An 18,591-nucleotide genomic window follows, 5' to 3' on the forward strand; every position below is an offset into this window, starting at 1 on the left:
ATGTGATCATCCCCCAGGAGGCGTGAACCTCATCTTCACCATATCATCGTAAAAAATGGGTTAGTTTCAAGCATAATCGCCGAAACACCTCCGCTACCCCCGAGGCAATCGAGTGGCAGCGGTGATCATAATGGCAAGGGATCATTATGCGGAGCTTGTGAGGCGGCTTATGACGGGCGACGGTAGACGAAAAGCCAGGCATAGCCGCGGCCGAGCGGCCGGAATTCGACCGAGTGGCCGGCGCGTGCGGCCTTGTCTTTCAGCACCGAAACAAGCGCATCGCGCGGGGTGACGTGAAAGCGCGTCAGCCACGCCTGCAGCCCGCGCCGGAACAGACCGGGCAGGCGTTCCTGCTGACCAAAATCGGCAATATGCAGCGAGCCACCGGGGTTAAGGGCCGCGATCGCGGCATCGATCGCCTTTTCCCAGTCCGGAATCATCGACAGGGCATAGGAGATGACGATGCGATCGAAACCGGTCTGGCCAAATTCCGACGGCGTGAAATCCGTGGCATCTGCAACGCGCAAAACCGTCTGGTGAAAACCGGCCTTGCGCAGCTTCGCCTCGGCCGAAATCAGCATTTCGGCTGAGATGTCGAGGCCGAACAGCTGCGCCTTGGGAAAGTGTTTGCCGATCATCGCGAGGTTGCGGCCTGTGCCGCAGCCCACTTCGAGCACGCTGCCGCTGGCTGGCACGTCCAGCCCGTGGATCATCGTGTCGCGGCCGAACAAGTAGTATTTCCGCGTCAGATCGTAGAAGTGCCGCTGCGTGCGGTACATCCGGTCCATGCGCCGGGCGTGGCTGTCGCCCACGGTGTCGATTGCGGTCATGCCGTCTTCCGGTAGATATGGAAGCCGCCATAGATGGCCGAGCGGTCCTTGATGTTCAGCGCCTGCGATTGCTCCGCGTCATAGGACCACTGGCCCAGCAGTGTCTGCGACACACGGCCTTCGAGAATGCTGGCTTCGGCGGCGGTGCGGAAGATGACAACGGCGCCATCGGCTGCGGTGCGGGTGATTTCCGTCCAAAGGTCGTTGAGTTGCTTGTCGGTCATCCAGTCCTGCGCATCGAGCAGGACGTAACGATCGACGGAGCCGGCCGCTTTTTTCGATAGGAGAACAGTGAAGCTCTCGTGATGGACATGCACGCGTTCGGCATTGTTGCGGATCGTCTCGTGGCGGCTTGCCTGCAGATAGACCGGCAGTTCACCTTCGTGCGGCATAGGATAGCGGCGGGCGAAAGCCTGCCAGGCAAAGTAGTTTTCCCGCAACGGGAAGTGACAGCAGAGCTTTTCCAGCCGCTGGCGCAGAACGCCGGCCAGCGACTTCTCGTCGCTCAGGCTTGCCAGTTCGTCGAATTGCTGCGGCGGGATGCCGAGCCCGAACAGCGAACTCTTGCGGCTGGTGATCCAGCGGATGACCGGACGGTCGAACAGCGGGGCCAGGCGCTCGTCGAAGAACTGGCGCTGTTCGCGCATCGAGCGGGCATTGGCGAGTTCACTGGGATCGACACCGTGCAGGCGGGCAAGCAGATGGCCAAGGCCGATGAAGCGGCCGAGAAGGCCGGTGCGATAGATATTCTTGCCGAACACCCGGATACGGCGCTGGCCGGTCAGGCCGCGGCTGTTCCAGTATTTCCGGGTCGCATTGTCGAGCTTCGGCGCGATGAAGAGATCGTAGGCCTGGACGTTGCTGGCGTGATCGTGGCGCGCCAGGAAGCGGACGATGTCCTGATGGCCGGGCAGGTGACGGAAGGCGGCGAGCTTCAGCCGGTTCAGCGCCACATGGTGCGGATTGAGATCAACGACGTCGATGCGTTCGGGAGCTGCCGAAAGGTAGGCCAGCATGTTGCAACCGCCGGAGCCGATCGTGACGATATGATGCTCCGGTCGAATCTGCATTGCGGCCATATCGACGGCCGGGTCTTCCCAGATCTGCGGATAGACGAGGCCGGTGAAGAGAAGCCCGAAAAGTCGCTCAGACAGGCCATCAAAGCTCAAGGCCTTGTGCTGGATCAGTGCTGTTTTGAGCTTCTGGTTCTTCTTGCCGTAGCCTGCATCTGGTGCGAGATCGGTCATGTCAGCCTGCCATCCGTTGACGATGCCGCGCTTCTAAGACGAGTCCGCTACACTTTGATGACGGCCCGCTTATACAAATTCTCATCCATAAGATTTGATTAAGTTTGTCTGTGTTAGACAGGCCTCGTCTTTTTCGGGGCGCTAACATGATGTTAAAGTCTTTTCTGCCGAAATCGGAGCAGCGCTACGCCGCAATGGGCGCGGCGATCGGGGCGCTCTTTCCGGCAATCTGCGTTTTTTATGACAGCCTTACAGACAGCAGCTATGGATTCTGGGGAAACGGTGCACCGACCTCGGCGTCGATCGCCGTCACTCTAATGCCGGTTGTGTGTGGCATCCTGTTTCACCAATGGGGCCGCTTGCGCAATCGCCTGATCGCGGAACTTCAGCAGCGCCGGATCACCGAGGAAGACCTGCAGCGTGTCGTGCACACCGATCAGTTGACCGGTATTGCCAACCGATTCGCCCTTGAGCGCGACATTCGCGAGCGGCTATCCGCGCAAGCGAAGGCACACGACCGCATTGCCCTGCTGCTGCTTGATCTCGACCGCTTCAAGTTCGTCAACGATTCCATGGGCCATGATGTTGGAGATGAGCTGCTCGTCGCGCTCAGCAAACGGCTAATTCGGGCGCTGTCGGATACGGCGAAGGTTTATCGTCTGGGCGGCGATGAATTTGTCATCGTCGTCGCCGGCGCTCCATCGGACGGCAAGATCAACGATATCTGCGCGATGATCAAAAGCCTGTTCATCGAGCCCTTCGACCTTTCCGGAGCACAGTTCTGGACGGGCGGCAGCATCGGCGTCGCCTATGTCGAGACGGGCGACGAGACCATGTCGGCAGTGCTGAAGCGCGCCGACCTCGCCCTGTACAAGGCCAAGGAAATCGCTGGTAACAGCCATATGCTCTACGAGCCGGACATGGCAGCGGAAGCATTCCGAAAAGGTGAGATGGAGTACGATCTTTCCCGGGCGCTCGCTGCCGGCGAGTTCTTTCTGGAATATCAGCCGATCGTCGGCATCGAAAGCCGCGCCATCCGTTCGTTCGAGGCGCTGATCCGCTGGCGCCATCCAGAAAAGGGCATCATTCCGCCGGACCAGTTCATCGCCTCGGCCGAAAAGACCGGCCTGATATTGCCGATTGGCAATTGGGTCATTCGGACGGCATGTCTGGAGGCTATCCGCTGGCCGGCGCCGACAGGGGTTGCGGTCAATGTCGCCGGCGATCAATTCAAGGACCGCGCCTTCGTCTCGCATGTGAAGGCCTGCCTCGCCGAAGCCGGGCTCGCTCCCGGTCGCCTGACGATCGAGGTTACCGAATCGATCTTCCACGTTGATGCCGAGGTTATCAGCAAGAGCCTCGAGGAACTTCGTGCCCATGGCGTGCGCATCGCGCTCGATGATTTCGGCATCGGCTTCTCGTCGATCAACAATCTCCGGCGTTTTCCGCTCGATCAGTTAAAAGTCGACCGCTCCTTCACGCGCTCGATGCTCGGCAATCAGCGCGATGCGGAACTGGTCGATATCATCCTGCAACTCGGCAACACGTTTCAGGTTTCCACAACCATCGAAGGTATCGAGACCGAGGGGCAGATGGAATTCGTCCGTGCCCTCGGCGCTTCGGAGGCGCAGGGATTCCTGATATCGCGACCGGTTTCCGCCAACGACGCGCTGACCATCCTGCAGCGTGAATCGACGAAGCAGGCGGCGCGATCAACGGGTTAGAAACATTTCTCGCACCAAAGTGATTGCCATAAAGCCTTCCTAAATCCATGGAATCCTGTTTTTGTGGCCATGCAGGGGCGTGCGTCAAATATCATGCGCAAGGTCGCTGTAAGACGTGAAAGACGCCCCATATTTAATCTTGGATCGATCCTGATCCAAAGAATAGTGCGGGGGCGAAGCAGGGGCATTGCGTATGCGCAAAAAATGGTTGTGGCTCGCCGGCTCGATCCCCGCCGCTCTTGCAGCAGTGGCGACCTGGCTTGTCGTGATGCCGCCGGAGCTCCTGCGTGTCGGCGATGGTTATGCCGCCAAGATCGTCTGCTCCAATGTCTTCGTCGCCGGGCGGGATTCGCAGGCCGTTCTTGCTGACGATGTGCAGGCACCGGGGCATCCGCTGCTGCGCCTTGTGCGCATCTCCGTTGACGAAACCCGCAAGACCGTGACGGCCCGCATGTTCGGTTTTGCCGCCCCCGGTCACGCCATCTATCGCGAAGGGCTGGGCTGCACCAATGTGACAGAAGGCGAATTTGCCGCATTCCCGGGCAATCGCCAGCTTCGCCGTCGCGCGCCGCAGGCCGACGATGCCAAGCCCTGGCCGGATGGTAGCGGCACGACGATCAATCCGGCGGTGCAGACATTGGTGATGGATAGCCAACTCGCTGGTCCTGGCATGCGCGCCATCCTCGTGATCAAGAACGGCCGAATCCTCGCCGAGACCTATGCGGACGGTTTCAACAACGCAACGCCGCTGCTCGGCTGGTCGATGACCAAGTCGGTAACGGCGGCGCTGATCGGGCTTCGGATTCGTGACGGGCAAATGGCGCTGGATCGCACCGAACTTCTCCCGCAATGGCGCAATGATCCGCGCAGTCAGATCAAGCTGGCCGACCTGATGGGCATGCAGAGCGGCCTGCAGTTCAATGAGGATTATGGTGACGTCACCGACGTTACCCGCATGCTGTATCTCGAAGGCGACATGGCCGATTTCGCCGCGGACAAGTCTCTGGAAGCCAAGCCGGGTGAGCGCTTCAACTATTCGAGCGGCACCACGACAATTCTCTCACGCCTCTGGATGGATACGTTCGGCAGCGTGCGCGAGGCCCTGACCTTTCCACGTGCGGCGCTCTTCCGGCCGCTCGGCATGAACAGCGCCGTGCTGGAACCGGATGCGCACGGCACCTTTGTCGGCTCCTCCTACATGTATGCCACCGCACGGGACTGGGGGCGTTTCGGCCTGTTTCTTCTGCAGAACGGTGCCTGGAATGGCGAGCAACTGCTACCGGAGGGTTTCGTCGACTTCATGCGCACGCCGACCAAGGCGTCCGACGGGCGATACGGGGCAGGGCAGGTCTGGACGAAGTACGGTCGTGATGGCGGCCCAGCGCTGCCGCCCGATGCTTATTGGCTGCAGGGGCATGACGGCCAGACGGTGATGCTGGTGCCGTCGCTTGGGCTGGCGGTTGTGCGCATGGGGCTGACACCCTCGCGCAGCGGTTATGACGTCCGCGTGCTGGAGGCCAAAATAATAGAGGCGGTCAAGTGACCGCCTCTGGTAAGTAGTTTCGTCGGACGATATCGCCGGTTTTATCGCATGCCGAGCGTGTCGAGCAGGCCCTTGCGTTTGGCGTGATAGTAGTAGCCGCTGGCATAAAGCTTGACCGCGCCATCGTTCTGGTTGTCGGCCACCATCCAGGCGCCGGCCAGGTATTTCGTCGCGTATTTCAAGTTGGTTTCGGCGTCGAACAGGCCTTCAGCCGGCCCTTCGTAGCCCAAGCCCTTGGCCGTGTTGTAGCGGATCTGCATCAGGCCGTAATTGCCTGCGTGATAGGCGCGCGGATTGTAGGTGCTTTCGCGCTTGACGACGCGATGAACCAATTCTTCCGGAATATTGTTGAGCTTGGCGTAATAGGCGATCAGACGGTCGAGTTCGGGGCGAGAGCTTGTCGGCTTCTCTGTGATTCCCAAAGTGTCCGGAATAGCCTTTGCCATTGCGATGGCGCTCTGGCCAAGGGAGGGCTTGGGCATCGGTACGATCATGCGCTTGGCAACGAGCGTCTCAAGGCCGACCGGCTCGCCCGTATCGAAATCCGATTCCATGGCGGCCATCATGACCATGCCCTGCGGAATCTGCGGTGCGGTTTCGGTGGTGGCCGGCACCAGTGCATTGGCGGTTTGCGGCACGGCCGCGGCATTCAGTGCCTGAACGCTCGCGGAAGCCTGCTGGGGTGTCACCAACGCGTTGGCGGCGGACGGCGTTGCTACAGCTGTGTTCGCAGTTAACGGCGTGGTTGCCGCGACTTGCGCAGTTGCCGTTTCGCCGGGCTTCATCATCGCTGTTTCCGCAGCAAGAGCGGCGGCTGTCGCGGTTGTCGCGCCATCCGGTGTCGGTAGAGCGTAAGCCGTCATTTCCGTTCCGGGCTTCGGCAGCGGGGTCACCGTCTGCACCGCCATCAGCTGTTCCATCGGCGTCCGCTCGACACTCGAACAACCGCCAAGCAGCGTCGCCGAGATCAGGGCGCAGGCCGTAACGGCCGGTTTATTAACGGAAAATCGGGGTTTTGCCATGCTGTCGCTTTCATGCTGGCAGGCAAATCAGAGCCTGCAAATCAGCGGTCAAAAACCGCCATGCGCGAAACTTCATTAACCTATAGGGCTGCGAACCGCAAGCAGGGGGCGACGTTTCAGGTCGCGGCCCGCCTCAGACCGGCCGTCAGAAGCCCTGCGCCGACAAGCAAAGTGCCTCCCGTCCGGTTGACGATCCGCTGAACGTTCGGCTTGCGGATGGTCTTGCGCGCGGCTGATGCCATCAGCGCATAGGTGGTCGCGTTGACGGTGGCGAGGACCAGAAATGTCGTCTCGAAGATCAGCATCTGATTGAACAGCGGGCGGCTGAGATCGAGGAATTGCGGCAGGAAGGCCACGAAGAAGACGATGCTCTTCGGGTTCAGCGCCGTGACGATATAGGTGTGCAGGAAAATCCGCATGGGCCGTTCAACCGGGACGGCCATGGTGCCGTCGGCTGATTCCTGGGCGATGGGCGCCCGCCAAAGCTTGATGCCGAGCCAGATCAGATAGGCGGCGCCGACCCATTTGAGGACGGTAAAGATCGCGGCAGATGTGGCGAGCAGGGCGCCGAGGCCGAGCATGGAGGCGGTCATTGCGGTGAAATCGCCGAGCGCAACACCGGCGACGGTAGCGCCGGTCGTCTTGCGGCCATGGCCGAGCGCGTAGGAGATGACGAGCAGGATGGTCGGACCGGGAATGGCCAGCATAATGGCGGAGGCGGCGACGAAGGCCAGCCAGTGTTCGATCGACATGAAAACGGCTCCGTTTGAACGTGGTCTTCCATCGAAGAAGCCATGCGCAAAAGGAGCCGTCAAGTGTGATTCCCCGAAGGAAATTCGGGGCTGTCTCAACAGTTGACCTGAAAGAATCAGTGAGCGTTTTTCCACTTCTGGCCGATGGCATCCATCACTTCGCCGAACCACTTGATCGACGTGTCGAAATGCTTGCCGCCCTTGATGCGCGGGAATTCGATCGTCCGCAGCTTGCCGTTCTGGTCTTCGTCATGGCCGGTAACGCCGGAAACCTTGTTCAGCGCGCTTTCGACCGCGAGATCGACCATGCCCTGAATGAGGCGCAGGTCGTCGGCATTGGCGGGCGCCGAGCGGGCATAATAGCCGGATTTCTGCACCATCGAGCGCTCCGCGCCGAGCAGGGCAGCGAATTGCTTCTGGAACCAGCCGCCGACATTGATCGTGTCGATTTTCACATGGCCGAAGGCGTCGCGCTTGACAGCTTCGCCGGACGCTTCGCGCTCGGCGACCACGGCGTCGAGGCAGGCGCCTTCCGAGATGAATAGGGTGACGAATCCGGTCTTGTCCATGATCTGGCGCAGACGTTCGGCTTCCTCTTCGAGGTTGAAGGCCGTCTCGGGCAGGTAGAGGCCGTCGATATTCTTCATCTGGCGGTTCATCATGAAGCCGTCGACGAATTCCCGGTCATCGATGTGCTGGCAATAGGCGCGCGCGGTGGCGGCGGTCAGCCAGCCGCAATGGCGGCCCATGACTTCATGCACGACCAGAGTGCGAGGTGCCGCGCTCTGTTCGTTGCTGACATTGTCGAAGAACTTCGCACCGTACTCGGCGGCCGTCCACGCGCCGAGCGACTGGCGGATCGGCACGACGTCGTTGTCGACAGTCTTCGGCAGGCCGACCACGGTCAGATTGTAGCCGTTCGCGCCGAGATAGGCGGCAAGGTCTGCCGCGGTCGTATTGGTGTCATCGCCGCCGATCGTGTGCAGGATAGTGATGCCGTCGGCGGCCAGCCGTTCGGCAGCCACGCGCAGCGGGTTCTGGCCTTCCTTGACGAGACCGCGTTTGACGCAGTCTGCGGTGTTGGTCAGCTTGACGCGGCTGTTGCCGATCGGCGAGCCGCCATGGCGATGAAGAATGTGCGCCTTTTCCCGCATGTCGCGGGTGACTTCGATTCGATCGGCAAGCAACAGGCCTTGATAGCCTGAGCGATAGGCGACCAGTTCGATGTCCGGGGCAACATCCGTGTAGCGCTCGATCAAACCACCGACAGCGGAAGACAGGCAGGGCGCGAGCCCGCCTGCGGTCAGCATTGCAACTTTCTGTTTGGGCATGGTTCCTCCTCAGGGATGTCGGCGGTATCGTTCGTCGCTTCTCTATCGCAATTCCCATGGAAGTTAAATGACATACAGGAGGGGACATCATCCGATGCGCGCCTTCCTTCCGAGCAAGGTGATCAGGGTGATGGCACAGGCGGAACCGATCCCGGACCTGAACTTGGGTCGACAGGGCATGGTGCGCTGCCCGAGTTATCATCGATGCTGAACATCCCGCTCTCGCCGGGAACCGTTTCCCGCGAAATTCATTTGCCTTATCGGACGATCGCTGGCATGAATGTAAAAATAGTGAGGTGCCATCACAAATTCGTCATTTGGCCCTCGAGGTCGGGATTGCTGCCTTGCAATATGTCCTGAATTCTGGTCATGCTGAAGACCAGTGGGTGCATTTTCAGATGACGATAGGCCGTCTGGCCAGACTGGTATATCCGCTCCGACATACGGTCCCGGCGGTTCGCCCCAACCTTTGTTTATGAAGAGATCATGGGAAAGCACGTAGCCATATCGCTCTGGGACAGCATTCTCAGCATCGTCAACGCGACGGGCAATGCGCTCGCCGGCGTGGTCGAGGCAATCCGGACGCTGTTCGAAGGTGATCCGGAAACCCGCCGCAAGGTGGCCTTTTCCGTCGCCATGATCGCCCTATCGGCGAAGATGGCGAAAGCCGATGGCATTGTGAGCGAGGCCGAGGTTTCGGCTTTCCGCGATATCTTCAAGTTTCCGGACGATCAGGCCCAGAACGTCGCGCGGCTCTACAATCTCGCCCGACAGGACGTTGCCGGTTACGAGGCCTATGCTGAGAAGCTCGCGTCGCTTTGCGTGTCCTGCGAGCAGAACTGCCCGGTGCTGGAAGACATCATCGATGGCCTGTTCCACATCGCCAAGTCCGATGGCGCGGTCCATGAAAAGGAACTGGCGTTCCTGACGCGCGTCGCCGAAATCTTTCATATGAAAGAAGAGCGTTTCCAGGAAATCATGGCGCGGCATGTCCATGCCGGTGTCGATCCCTACAAGGTGCTGGGTGTCTCGCCGAAGGACGATTTCGCGGATATCCGCAAGCGGTACCGTGTGCTGGTCTCGGAAAATCATCCGGACATGCTGGTGGCTCGCGGCGTTCCGCAGGAACTCCATGCGCTTGCCAATGACCGCATGGCCGCGCTCAATGCCGCCTATGAGGCCATCGAGAAAGAACGCCGCGCCGCATGACGGATTTCGCCTGCGACTACCCGGCCGCGCGTGTCGTGCCGTCGCCCAACCATGGCGAGCGGGTCGGCGTCGAGGCGCCGGACATGATCATCCTTCATTATACCGGCATGGAGACGGCGGCAGCCGCGCTCGACTGGCTGTGTCGTGAGGAGAGCCAGGTTTCCAGCCATTACTTCGTCCATGAGGACGGTCGCGTCGATCAATTGGTCGCCGAGAACCGTCGTGCCTGGCATGCGGGCAAGAGCATCTGGAAGGGCGAAACCGATATCAACTCCCGTTCGATCGGCATCGAGATCGCCAATGCCGGCCACCCCGGCGGGCTGCCGGATTTCCCGCCGGAGCAAATCGTTGCCGTCGTCGAACTGTGTCGAAACTGTGGCGAACGCTGGTCGATCGCTCCCGAACGGGTGCTCGCGCACAGCGATGTCGCCCCCATTCGCAAGGTCGATCCGGGCGAAAAATTCCCTTGGGCGACGCTCGCTGCGGGTGGAGTAGGGCACTGGGTTGCACCGGCTCCGATCGGTGGCGGCCGCTTCTTCCAGCGTGGCGATCAGGGCCAGCCCGTCGAGGCGGTGCAGAGCATGCTGTCGCTCTACGGCTACGGAATTGAAGTCACAGGCGTTTTTTGCGAGAAGACGGAGGGCGCGGTGGCCGCGTTCCAGCGCCATTTCCGCCCCGCTCAGGTCGATGGTATCGCCGATATCTCAACACTCGATACGCTGCACCGGCTCCTGTCCGCGCTGCCGAATTTCAGCGTCTGAACACCTACGGAGACATGCCCGCCGGCTGTCCCGAATTCGCGTCGTCTCACTAGTTTTGTGCGCTGCCACATCATCACCATGATGCGCAGGTTTTTTGCGGTCATACCAAACCGCAGGTGATTTGCACGGCTTCGGCCTTCTCCTGTTGACGATGAGAATCGGGACGTTTGACGGCAGGGCAGGGTGCGCCCTCAACGTCATCCGCCTGAAATTTGGAGACTTCAATTTACATGAGACTATCGAAATTTGCTGCGGCGGCGGCATGCTTCTGCATGCTGTTTTCCGGGATTGAGACGTCGTATGCCGGGGGCAAGGACGATACCATCACATCCGCCATTCCATCCTTCACGCGAACGACGGGATATCCGGTTCCGGATGTTTCCTTCAAGCATTCAGCCTATGCCGATCTGATCCAGACCTATGCCAAGCAATACGGCGTCCCCGTCGATCTCGCCCATGCGGTGATCAAGGTCGAAAGCAATTTCAACCCGAAGGCCCGCGGGAGCGCCGGCGAAATCGGCCTGATGCAGATCAAGCCCGCCACGGCGCGGATGATGGGCTATTCCGGCGGCAAGGCCGGCCTGTTCGATCCCGAGACCAATATCAAGTTCGGCTTGAAATATCTCGCCGAAGCGCATGAGCTTTCGGGCGGTTTCACTTGCGGTACCATCCTGCGCTACAATGCGGGCCACGGCGCCCGGAAGATGAACCCGGTCTCGCGCCGCTATTGCGGCAAGGTGCAGGCAATCATCAATTGATGCTGATGATGCCGGCCTGATGGTAACGCGTCCTGCCCGGCATTTTTCCGATCCGAGGGTGTCAGCCGTGTCGCCTCGTGATATCCCCGCCTGATCTTTGCGAGGAGTGCGGATCATGGCGGAAACATTCGATTTTATCATTGTCGGCAAAGGCATGATGGGGGCGGCCGCCGCCCGGCATCTGGCATCAAGCGGCGCCCGGATCGCGCTGATCGGGCCGGATGAGCCGCAGGACTGGGGAAATCATCAAGGCGTCTACTCCAGCCATTACGACAATGGCCGGATCACCCGGACGATCGATCCGGATCCGGTCTGGGCTCTTCTGGCCCGCCGTTCGATCGAGCGTTACGGCAAGATCGAATCCGAAAGCGGCATCGGCTTCTATAGCGAAGCGGGGTGCCTGATCACCGGCCCCGCGCCGGGTGGTTCGGATCCCTATCTGGAGCAGGTCATCGCCGCGCGTGACCGGTTGGGTGTCGATGCACCGTTCTTCGAGGCGCGCGATATTCCCGCCCGGTTTCCCTGGTTCCAGTTTCCGCAAGGGTATTGCGGTGTTTTCGAGTCGCGCGATGCCGGGTACATCAATCCCCGCAAACTGGTCGAAGCGCAGGTCACCCTGGCGGAGAAGGCTGGCGTGACGGTGGTGCGCTCAGAGGTTTCGGCGGTGGTTCGCGTCGGCGGCGTCGTCAATGTCCGGACAATCGACGCCAAGGTCTTTTCTGCCGGCCGGGCTCTGATTGCCGCTGGTGGCTTCTCGATCGCGGGGCAATTGCTGCCGCGACCGCTGGATCTGACGGTCAAGGCGCGCACGGTATTGTTCGCCGAGATCGCCGAGGCCGATCTTGAGCGGTTTGCCGGCATGCCGTCCCTGATCGAGGCGGCTCCCGAGCAGGACCAGAGCTACTATCTCCTGCCGCCCATCCGTTATCCCGACGGAAAATTCTACATCAAGATCGGTGGTGACCCGAGCGACATCAACATCGGCAGCGAGCCGGATGTCCGCGCTTGGTTCCGTGGCAAAGCGAACAAGGCTGCTGCCGATCACATGCAGGGTCTTCTCGCGCGCGCCATGCCATCCCTGCAGCCGGCATCGCTGACCTGGAAGCCGTGTGTCACCACGTTCACCCGGCATGGCTATCCCTATATCGGCTTTGCCGATTCGGGGCGCATCGCCGTGCTGACCGGTGGCAACGGTGCAGCCGCCAAGAGTTCGGACGAGATCGGCAGGCTGGGGGCGCTTCTGCTTCAGGACGGCGTACTCGACGCGCCGGAATACGAGACGGATTTCGCCGTCTGCTTCCGCTAAAGCAGCGTTCCCTGAATGCGTCGTATTCAGGGAACGCTGCTCTCGCAGCGCCAGTCTTTCAACCTTTTTGCTTTTGGCGCTGGCAATTGGTCGGAGGCTCGGTTATGCAGCGCCTGCCAGTTGGCCGGGCAGCCGCGCTCCGCTAGGACCGAAAGGTTGCGGGGGGAGGAAAGTCCGGGCTCCACGGAAAAACGGTGCCGGATAACGTCCGGCGGGGGCGACCTCAGGGAAAGTGCCACAGAGAGAATACCGCCTGCATCCGTGTAGGTAAGGGTGAAAGGGTGGGGTAAGAGCCCACCGCGCGCATGGCAACATGGGTGGCAAGGCAAACCCCACCGGGAGCAAGACCGAATAGGGATGACGCGGTTCGCGCAAGCGGACCGGCCTTTTCCGGGCCAGTCATCCGGGTGGGTTGCAGGAGGCAGCGCGCAAGCGTTGTCCCAGATGAATGGCTGCCACGTTTCGGCTTTCGGGCCGGAGCCATACAGAACCCGGCTTACAGGCCAACTGGCAAATTCTCTCTTCGTCAAAGCCTTCGACGGACGATTTTACAAATCGCGTATCCGTTTGAATGCCCGTTCTTTTTAGATTTTACTAAAATTTAATGTGTTGATTTTTTGTCTTGTGGATTCGGCTATGAATCCAATGTCTTGGCACTCCAATCGTAACCATTTGTTAAACTTAACAGACTATCAATATTTGCTCGACGCGCATGCTGAAATAGAGCAAATCCCATTGACGCCCATATGGTCCCATGCTATCCCAATCATGCACTGCACAAGGGCTGATTAAGGCCCATTCACCGCAAGTTTCGGGATCGCCCTGCCAGGGGTTTTCGCGCGGACATGTCGTCCGTCGTTGGAGTGCTGTGTATTGTTTTGAGGGTGCGCGCGGGCTGTTGGGGCCGGCATGTCTACCGGAAACGGCTGTATTGCGTCATGAACCGCTTCCTATCGCATGCGACAAATCGGATCGATACGAAGGGGCGGGTGTCTGTTCCCTCGATGTTTCGTTCAGTTCTGTCGGCGCTCGATATTCGGGAGCTTTACTGCTTCCAGGATTTTGTTTTTCCGGCTATCAGCGCCGGCGGTCCGGATTTGCTGGATCGTTTCGAAAGGCAAATCATTGGCGAGGATCCCTTCTCGCCTCAGGCCAATCAGATGTCGCTCCTGGTTCATGGGGGCGGGGTCTTCATGAAGCTCGATCAGGAAGGCCGGTTGATGGTTACGGATTTTATCCGCGATTTCGCCGGAATCACTACGGAGGTCACCTTCGTGGGGCGGGCGGATCATTTTCAGTTGTGGGCGCCGCACGTGTTTCTCGAGACGCAGGCGGCGGCGCGGGAAGAGCGCAGGTTGCGAGGTCTGCGTTCGGACTAGAGTGGAGAAGCGGAATGATGGCGGATCAAGGCGGAGGTTCTACTGATGCCGATGGCGGACCGGTCCGTCACATTCCGGTTCTTCTCCCCGAGGTTCTGGCCAGTCTCGATCTGGCTGCCGGAAAAGTCATTCTCGATGGCACCTTCGGGGCAGGCGGCTATACATCCGCCATTTTGGCGACCGGCGCCGATGTGATCGCGCTCGATCGCGATCCGGCGGCCATCGCGGGCGGTCAGTCTTTGGTCGAAGCGAGTGGCGGCCGTCTCAAGCTCATTCATTCCCGGTTTTCCGATCTGGCGCAGCATGCGCCGGAAGGTGGGCTCGACGGGATCGTGCTCGATATCGGCGTCTCCTCGATGCAGATCGATGAAGCGGATCGCGGCTTTTCCTTCCAGCGCAAGGGACCGCTCGACATGCGCATGTCGTCAGACGGCGTTTCCGCCGCCGATGTCGTCAATCGCGCCAAGGTTTCGAATCTCACCCGCATCTTCGGGTTTCTGGGCGAGGAGCCGCAATCCGGCCGTATCGCCCGTGCCATCGAAAAGCGCCGCCTTGAGGAGCCCTTTGTCACCACGCGCGATCTCGCCGGCCTGATCGAACTCGTCACGCCGCGCAAGGCCAAGGACAAGATTCACCCCGCCACACGCGTCTTCCAGGCGCTGCGCATCTTCGTCAACGACGAACTGGGCGAGCTTGCCCGTGCGCTGTTTGCCGCCGAGCGTGTGCTGAAGCCCGGCGGCCGACTGACCGTTGTGACATTCCATTCGCTCGAAGATCGCATCGTCAAGAAATTCTTCCTGGATCGGGCCGGCAAGGCGTCCGGTTCCCGTCATCTTCCCATCGCACATGAACGCGCGGCAACTTTCGCACCAGTTGGAAAGTCCATGGTGGCGGCCAGCGAAGAAGAAGCGTCCCGCAATCCGCGTGCCCGATCCGCAAAAATGCGCGTCGGTGCCCGGACCAATGCCCCGCACGAGGCAGATGATCTGTCCATATTCGATTTGCCCAACCTTGCGAGCCTTGGAAAGATGGGGAGCTGAGACATGTTGCGTACTTTGGACATCGTCCTGATCGTCGTCATGACGGCCGCCGCGACGGTTACCTATACGATCAAGCACCAGGCCGAGAACAAGCTGGAAGAGGTGCGCAAGCTGGAAGCCGAGATCAAGCTCGAGGAAGACACGATCGATCTTCTGCGGGCCGACTGGGCGCTCCTGACGCAGCCGAACCGGCTGGAAAAGCTGGTGGGTATCTATCAGCAGGATCTGCAGCTGGTGCCGACTGCATCGACCCAGATCGCACGTCCGGAAGAGCTTCCGATGCTCAGGGCCGATCTGCCGCCGCCAGAGGATGTTCTGGAGGCAATGGGCATGGCCAAGAGCAAGGGCAAGTCGAAGAAGGCGCCGATCAAGATCGACGATACGGACGACCTTGAAACGGGTTCGGTGGCGCGCTGATGTCTTTTCTGTCTCGTATCATGGTCGTCAAGAGCAAGGCGCACTTCTCCGCCGGTGGCAACAACCATCCCGGCGATCTCGGTCGTCCTTTCGAAGGTACACGCAAGCGCAACAACAGTCAGGCGAGAAGCCGCGTTGCGATCGTCATCATCAGTTTTACCGCCGTCTATTGCGTGATTGGCGGACGTCTCGTCCAATATGGTCTGGCGAAGCCGGAAACCGTTTCGAGCATCGGCCGTGGCGACAATTTGATGGCGTCGCGCCCGGACATCCTGGACCGCAACGGTGAAATTCTCGCGACCGACATCCGGACCGTCTCGCTCTACGCCGAGCCGCACAAGATCGTCGATGCCGATGATGCCGTCGAGCAGCTCGCAACCGTCCTGCCCAATCTCAATGTCGCCGACATCTACAACAAGCTGAAATCGCAATCGCGCTTCCAGTGGCTGCGTCGCCAGCTGACGCCGAAGCAGCAGAGCGAAATTCTCGCACTTGGTATTCCCGGCATCGGTTTCCGTCCGGAAAAGCGCCGATTCTACCCTGGTGGGGCGACCGCGTCGCACATCGTCGGCCATGTCAATGTCGACAACCGTGGCGTCGCCGGCATGGAGCGCTATATCGACAGCCAGGGGCTCGCCGATCTTGCCGCCATCGGCATGACCAGCGATGCCAAGCTGGAGCCGGTAAGGCTGTCTATCGACCTGCGCGTGCAGAACATCCTGCGCGACGTCGTCGTCGATGCGATGGGGAAGTTCAAGTCTCTGGCCGCTGGCGGCGTGGTGATGGACGTCAAGACCGGCGAAATTCTCGCCATGGTCTCCTATCCGGATTATGATCCCAACAAGCCGGCCGATGGCGCCAAGGAAGGGTGGATGAACCGCATGTCGAACGGCACGTTCGAAATGGGTTCGACCTTCAAGTCCTTTACAACGGCGATGGCGCTCGATTCCGGCAAGGTGAAGCTCACCGACAGTTTCGATGCCCGCTTCCCGATCCGCATCGGAGGTTTCACCATCAAGGATTTCCACGGCAAGCATCGCGTGCTCAGTGTGCCGGAAATCTTCCAGTATTCGTCCAACATCGGAACGGCCAAGATGGCCGATATCGTCGGCATCGCCGGACACAAGGAATTCCTGACACGGCTCGGCCTGCTGACAAAGATCCCGACGGAACTGCCGGAAATCAAGATGCCGAGCCAGCCGCGGGAATGGAAGAAGATCAACTCGATCACCATTTCGTTCGGTCACGGTGTTTCGACGACCCCGCTGCAGACGGCGGTTGCCGGCGCTGCACTGATAAACGGCGGTAACCTGATCGAGCCGACTTTCCTGCCGCGCACGGAAGAACAGGCCGCGGCGGTCTCGACGCCCGTCATCAAGAAATCGACGAGCGATGACATGCGCTTCCTGTTCCGCTGGAACGGCGTCAACGGTTCCGGCAAGAATGCGCGCGTGCCCGGCTACAATGTCGGCGGCAAGACTGGAACGGCGGACAAGGTCAAGAATGGCCGCTATTCGAGTGACGCCAACTTCAATGCCTTCCTCGCCGGCTTCCCGATCGACAATCCGCGTTATGTCGTCCTGACCTTCATCGACGAGCCGAAAACCGACAAGGGCAATGGTGCGGCACTCGCCGGTAATACGGCCGCTCCCATGGTGCGTGATATCATCAGCCGCTCTGCGCCGCTGCTCGGTGTCGAGCCCAAGTTCGGTGAAGACGGTTCTGCCTTGCTTGTGTCTTATTGACCATGGAATGACAATCTGGAGGATTCGCCGCCCGGCGCATCGGTTTGTTTTTGAAAAGTGCTTCCATGAAGATCCAGGACCTGATCGGGAACGATTTCCCGGAAATTGCCGCGCAGCTGAACCCTGAAACCGGCAATATCGACATTTCCTCAATCACCGCCGATAGCCGGCATGTTGGTCCGGGCTCCCTGTTCGTCGCATTGTCCGGTACCAGGGCCGATGGCAGCGCCTTCATCGCCGATGCGATCGCGCGCGGTGCAGCGGCGGTGGTTGCCGGCGCAAAGCCGGCTGGCGAAACGGCGGTGCCGGTGCTGGTTGCCGAGATGCCGCGACGGGTTCTGGCTCTGGCCGCCGCCAATTTCTACGGACTGCAGCCGCACACGATGGTTGCCGTCACCGGAACGGCCGGCAAGACCTCGGTCGCATCCTTCACCCGCCAGATCTGGGCTCATGCAGGCTTTGCGGCTGCGATGATCGGCACGACCGGTGTCATCGCACCCGGCCGCAACGATTACGGCTCGTTGACGACGCCGGATCCGGTATCGCTGCACAAGCTTCTCGCCGAACTCGCCGAATCCGGCGTGACCCACGCGGCAATGGAAGCGTCCAGCCATGGGCTGGACCAGTATCGCCTGGATGGCGTTCGCCTTGCTGCGGCCGGTTTCACCAATCTCGGGCGCGACCACATGGATTACCATCCGACCATCGAGGACTACATGGCCGCCAAAACGCGGCTTTTCGACGGTGTCTTGCCGAAGGGATCGCCGGCGGTGATCTTCGCGGATGATGCCTGGTCGGGGCAGGCGATTGCCGCAGCCGAGGCGGCCGGCCAGGAGGTCCTGACCGTCGGCCGCAAGGGCGAATATCTGACACTCAAGCGGGTCGAACATTTCCGCCACAAGCAGATTGCCGAAATCCATGTCGGCGACGCAATCTTCGAGGTTCACCTGCCGCTGGCCGGTGATTTCCAGATTGCCAATGCGCTGGTCGCTGCCGGGCTGGCCATGTCGACCGGCGTCGGTACCAAGGCGACGATGGCCGCGCTCGAAAAGCTTCAGGGCGCCTCCGGCCGCCTCGAACTGGTCGGTCATACCGATGATGGCGCGCTGGCCTATGTCGATTACGCGCACAAGCCCGATGCGCTGGAAAACGTGCTGACCTCGGTTCGCCCTTTTACTACAGGCCGTATCATCGTGGTTTTCGGCTGCGGTGGCGACCGCGACAAGGGCAAGCGCCCGATCATGGGCGAGATCGCGACAAGGCTTGCCGACGTCGTGATCGTCACGGACGACAATCCGCGTTCGGAAGTGCCTGCCACCATCCGCAGTGAAATCATGGGAGCCGCCAAGGGTGCCATTGAGATCGGCGATCGTGCCGAGGCGATCAAGGCCGCCGTCGACATGCTGAAATCAGGCGACACGTTGATCGTCGCCGGCAAGGGGCACGAGGAAGGCCAGACGGTCGGTACGGTGACGCTGCCATTCTCCGATCATGCCGAACTTCGAAATGCACTGGGAGGGCATTGAT

Annotated in this window: 16 protein-coding genes and 1 other RNA gene; 12 read left to right on the forward strand and 5 right to left on the reverse strand. The window is 60.4% G+C overall.

What is annotated here, in order from left to right:
* Window positions 1–167: 167 nt before the first annotated feature.
* A complete protein-coding gene (locus ASG68_RS19250) occupies window positions 168–830 on the reverse strand; it encodes a class I SAM-dependent methyltransferase (RefSeq protein WP_062579987.1) in 663 nt (220 codons plus the stop codon).
* Entirely contained in the window at window positions 827–2,077 is a 1,251-nt protein-coding gene (locus tag ASG68_RS19255) for a DUF3419 family protein (RefSeq protein WP_062579989.1), read from the reverse strand. Before ASG68_RS19255 ends, ASG68_RS19250 begins: the two co-directional genes overlap by 4 nt.
* A gap of 149 nt (window positions 2,078–2,226) precedes the next feature.
* On the opposite strand from ASG68_RS19255, the gene ASG68_RS19260 reads away from it, so the two are divergent.
* Together ASG68_RS19260 and ASG68_RS19265 are read left to right on the forward strand one after the other, a co-directional pair.
* Window positions 2,227–3,801 carry a putative bifunctional diguanylate cyclase/phosphodiesterase gene (locus ASG68_RS19260; RefSeq protein ID WP_162247279.1) on the forward strand — a complete coding sequence of 525 codons (1,575 nt, stop codon included), beginning with the start codon at window positions 2,227–2,229 and terminating at the stop codon, window positions 3,799–3,801.
* Window positions 3,802–3,994: 193 nt separating this feature from the next.
* Window positions 3,995–5,344 carry a serine hydrolase domain-containing protein gene (locus ASG68_RS19265; protein WP_062579993.1) on the forward strand — a complete coding sequence of 450 codons (1,350 nt, stop codon included), beginning with the start codon at window positions 3,995–3,997 and terminating at the stop codon, window positions 5,342–5,344.
* A gap of 41 nt (window positions 5,345–5,385) precedes the next feature.
* Here the strand turns inward: ASG68_RS19265 and ASG68_RS19270 are convergent, their stop codons facing one another.
* From ASG68_RS19270 to ASG68_RS19280, 3 genes are all read right to left on the reverse strand, one after another.
* Window positions 5,386–6,366 (reverse strand): lytic transglycosylase domain-containing protein, encoded by a 981-nt coding sequence (locus tag ASG68_RS19270; RefSeq protein WP_062579995.1) that lies wholly within the window; start codon window positions 6,364–6,366, stop codon window positions 5,386–5,388.
* Between the two features lie 116 nt (window positions 6,367–6,482).
* Window positions 6,483–7,118, reverse strand: a complete 636-nt coding sequence (locus tag ASG68_RS19275; RefSeq protein WP_062579997.1) for a LysE family translocator — start codon at window positions 7,116–7,118, stop codon at window positions 6,483–6,485.
* A 116-nt stretch (window positions 7,119–7,234) separates the two neighbouring features.
* The gene (locus tag ASG68_RS19280) at window positions 7,235–8,449 is read right to left on the reverse strand and encodes a pyrophosphate--fructose-6-phosphate 1-phosphotransferase (protein WP_062580000.1); all 1,215 of its coding nucleotides are present in this window, start codon (window positions 8,447–8,449) and stop codon (window positions 7,235–7,237) included.
* 486 nt (window positions 8,450–8,935) lie between these two features.
* Here ASG68_RS19280 and ASG68_RS19285 point away from each other — a divergent pair, with 486 nt between their 5' ends.
* The 10 genes from ASG68_RS19285 (at window position 8,936) to ASG68_RS19330 (ending at window position 18,590) form a co-directional block, all read left to right on the forward strand.
* Window positions 8,936–9,658: a TerB family tellurite resistance protein gene (locus ASG68_RS19285; protein ID WP_413814030.1), complete on the forward strand. Its 723-nt coding sequence runs from the start codon at window positions 8,936–8,938 to the stop codon at window positions 9,656–9,658.
* Window positions 9,655–10,419, forward strand: coding sequence for an N-acetylmuramoyl-L-alanine amidase (locus ASG68_RS19290; protein WP_062580002.1), 765 nt, complete (start codon window positions 9,655–9,657; stop codon window positions 10,417–10,419). The genes ASG68_RS19285 and ASG68_RS19290 overlap by 4 nt, the downstream gene beginning before the upstream one ends.
* 230 nt (window positions 10,420–10,649) lie before the next feature.
* On the forward strand, window positions 10,650–11,177 hold the full coding sequence (locus ASG68_RS19295) for a lytic transglycosylase domain-containing protein (RefSeq protein WP_062580004.1): 528 nt from the start codon (window positions 10,650–10,652) through the stop codon (window positions 11,175–11,177).
* Between the two features lie 115 nt (window positions 11,178–11,292).
* Complete coding sequence (locus ASG68_RS19300) at window positions 11,293–12,483, forward strand: NAD(P)/FAD-dependent oxidoreductase (protein ID WP_062580006.1); 1,191 nt, start codon at window positions 11,293–11,295, stop codon at window positions 12,481–12,483.
* A gap of 116 nt (window positions 12,484–12,599) precedes the next feature.
* An RNA gene (gene rnpB, locus ASG68_RS19305) (RNase P RNA component class A) lies at window positions 12,600–12,998 on the forward strand.
* Between the two features lie 423 nt (window positions 12,999–13,421).
* Window positions 13,422–13,862: a division/cell wall cluster transcriptional repressor MraZ gene (mraZ, locus tag ASG68_RS19310; RefSeq protein ID WP_062580008.1), complete on the forward strand. Its 441-nt coding sequence runs from the start codon at window positions 13,422–13,424 to the stop codon at window positions 13,860–13,862.
* A gap of 14 nt (window positions 13,863–13,876) precedes the next feature.
* The gene (gene rsmH / locus ASG68_RS19315) at window positions 13,877–14,902 is read left to right on the forward strand and encodes a 16S rRNA (cytosine(1402)-N(4))-methyltransferase RsmH (protein ID WP_062580010.1); all 1,026 of its coding nucleotides are present in this window, start codon (window positions 13,877–13,879) and stop codon (window positions 14,900–14,902) included.
* A gap of 3 nt (window positions 14,903–14,905) precedes the next feature.
* Complete coding sequence (locus ASG68_RS19320; protein WP_062580012.1) at window positions 14,906–15,319, forward strand: hypothetical protein; 414 nt, start codon at window positions 14,906–14,908, stop codon at window positions 15,317–15,319.
* Window positions 15,319–17,064, forward strand: a complete 1,746-nt coding sequence (locus tag ASG68_RS19325; protein WP_062580014.1) for a peptidoglycan D,D-transpeptidase FtsI family protein — start codon at window positions 15,319–15,321, stop codon at window positions 17,062–17,064. Before ASG68_RS19320 ends, ASG68_RS19325 begins: the two co-directional genes overlap by 1 nt.
* A 65-nt stretch (window positions 17,065–17,129) precedes the next feature.
* Window positions 17,130–18,590: a UDP-N-acetylmuramoyl-L-alanyl-D-glutamate--2,6-diaminopimelate ligase gene (locus ASG68_RS19330; protein WP_062580015.1), complete on the forward strand. Its 1,461-nt coding sequence runs from the start codon at window positions 17,130–17,132 to the stop codon at window positions 18,588–18,590.
* The last annotated feature ends 1 nt before the right edge of the window (window position 18,591 follow it).

The sequence above is a fragment of the Rhizobium sp. Leaf453 genome, assembly GCF_001425605.1.
GTDB lineage: Bacteria > Pseudomonadota > Alphaproteobacteria > Rhizobiales > Rhizobiaceae > Pararhizobium.

What these genes read in the sequence shown, in the direction of transcription:
- ASG68_RS19250 (WP_062579987.1), bottom strand. Translation starts at nt 830, where the DNA reads ATGACCGCAATCGACACCGTGGGCGACAGCCACGCCCGGCGCATGGAC.
- ASG68_RS19255 (WP_062579989.1), bottom strand. Translation starts at nt 2,077, where the DNA reads ATGACCGATCTCGCACCAGATGCAGGCTACGGCAAGAAGAACCAGAAG.
- ASG68_RS19260 (WP_162247279.1), top strand. Translation starts at nt 2,227, where the DNA reads ATGTTAAAGTCTTTTCTGCCGAAATCGGAGCAGCGCTACGCCGCAATG.
- ASG68_RS19265 (WP_062579993.1), top strand. Translation starts at nt 3,995, where the DNA reads ATGCGCAAAAAATGGTTGTGGCTCGCCGGCTCGATCCCCGCCGCTCTT.
- ASG68_RS19270 (WP_062579995.1), bottom strand. Translation starts at nt 6,366, where the DNA reads ATGGCAAAACCCCGATTTTCCGTTAATAAACCGGCCGTTACGGCCTGC.
- ASG68_RS19275 (WP_062579997.1), bottom strand. Translation starts at nt 7,118, where the DNA reads ATGTCGATCGAACACTGGCTGGCCTTCGTCGCCGCCTCCGCCATTATG.
- ASG68_RS19280 (WP_062580000.1), bottom strand. Translation starts at nt 8,449, where the DNA reads ATGCCCAAACAGAAAGTTGCAATGCTGACCGCAGGCGGGCTCGCGCCC.
- ASG68_RS19285 (WP_413814030.1), top strand. Translation starts at nt 8,936, where the DNA reads ATGGGAAAGCACGTAGCCATATCGCTCTGGGACAGCATTCTCAGCATC.
- ASG68_RS19290 (WP_062580002.1), top strand. Translation starts at nt 9,655, where the DNA reads ATGACGGATTTCGCCTGCGACTACCCGGCCGCGCGTGTCGTGCCGTCG.
- ASG68_RS19295 (WP_062580004.1), top strand. Translation starts at nt 10,650, where the DNA reads ATGAGACTATCGAAATTTGCTGCGGCGGCGGCATGCTTCTGCATGCTG.
- ASG68_RS19300 (WP_062580006.1), top strand. Translation starts at nt 11,293, where the DNA reads ATGGCGGAAACATTCGATTTTATCATTGTCGGCAAAGGCATGATGGGG.
- mraZ (WP_062580008.1), top strand. Translation starts at nt 13,422, where the DNA reads ATGAACCGCTTCCTATCGCATGCGACAAATCGGATCGATACGAAGGGG.
- rsmH (WP_062580010.1), top strand. Translation starts at nt 13,877, where the DNA reads ATGATGGCGGATCAAGGCGGAGGTTCTACTGATGCCGATGGCGGACCG.
- ASG68_RS19320 (WP_062580012.1), top strand. Translation starts at nt 14,906, where the DNA reads ATGTTGCGTACTTTGGACATCGTCCTGATCGTCGTCATGACGGCCGCC.
- ASG68_RS19325 (WP_062580014.1), top strand. Translation starts at nt 15,319, where the DNA reads ATGTCTTTTCTGTCTCGTATCATGGTCGTCAAGAGCAAGGCGCACTTC.
- ASG68_RS19330 (WP_062580015.1), top strand. Translation starts at nt 17,130, where the DNA reads ATGAAGATCCAGGACCTGATCGGGAACGATTTCCCGGAAATTGCCGCG.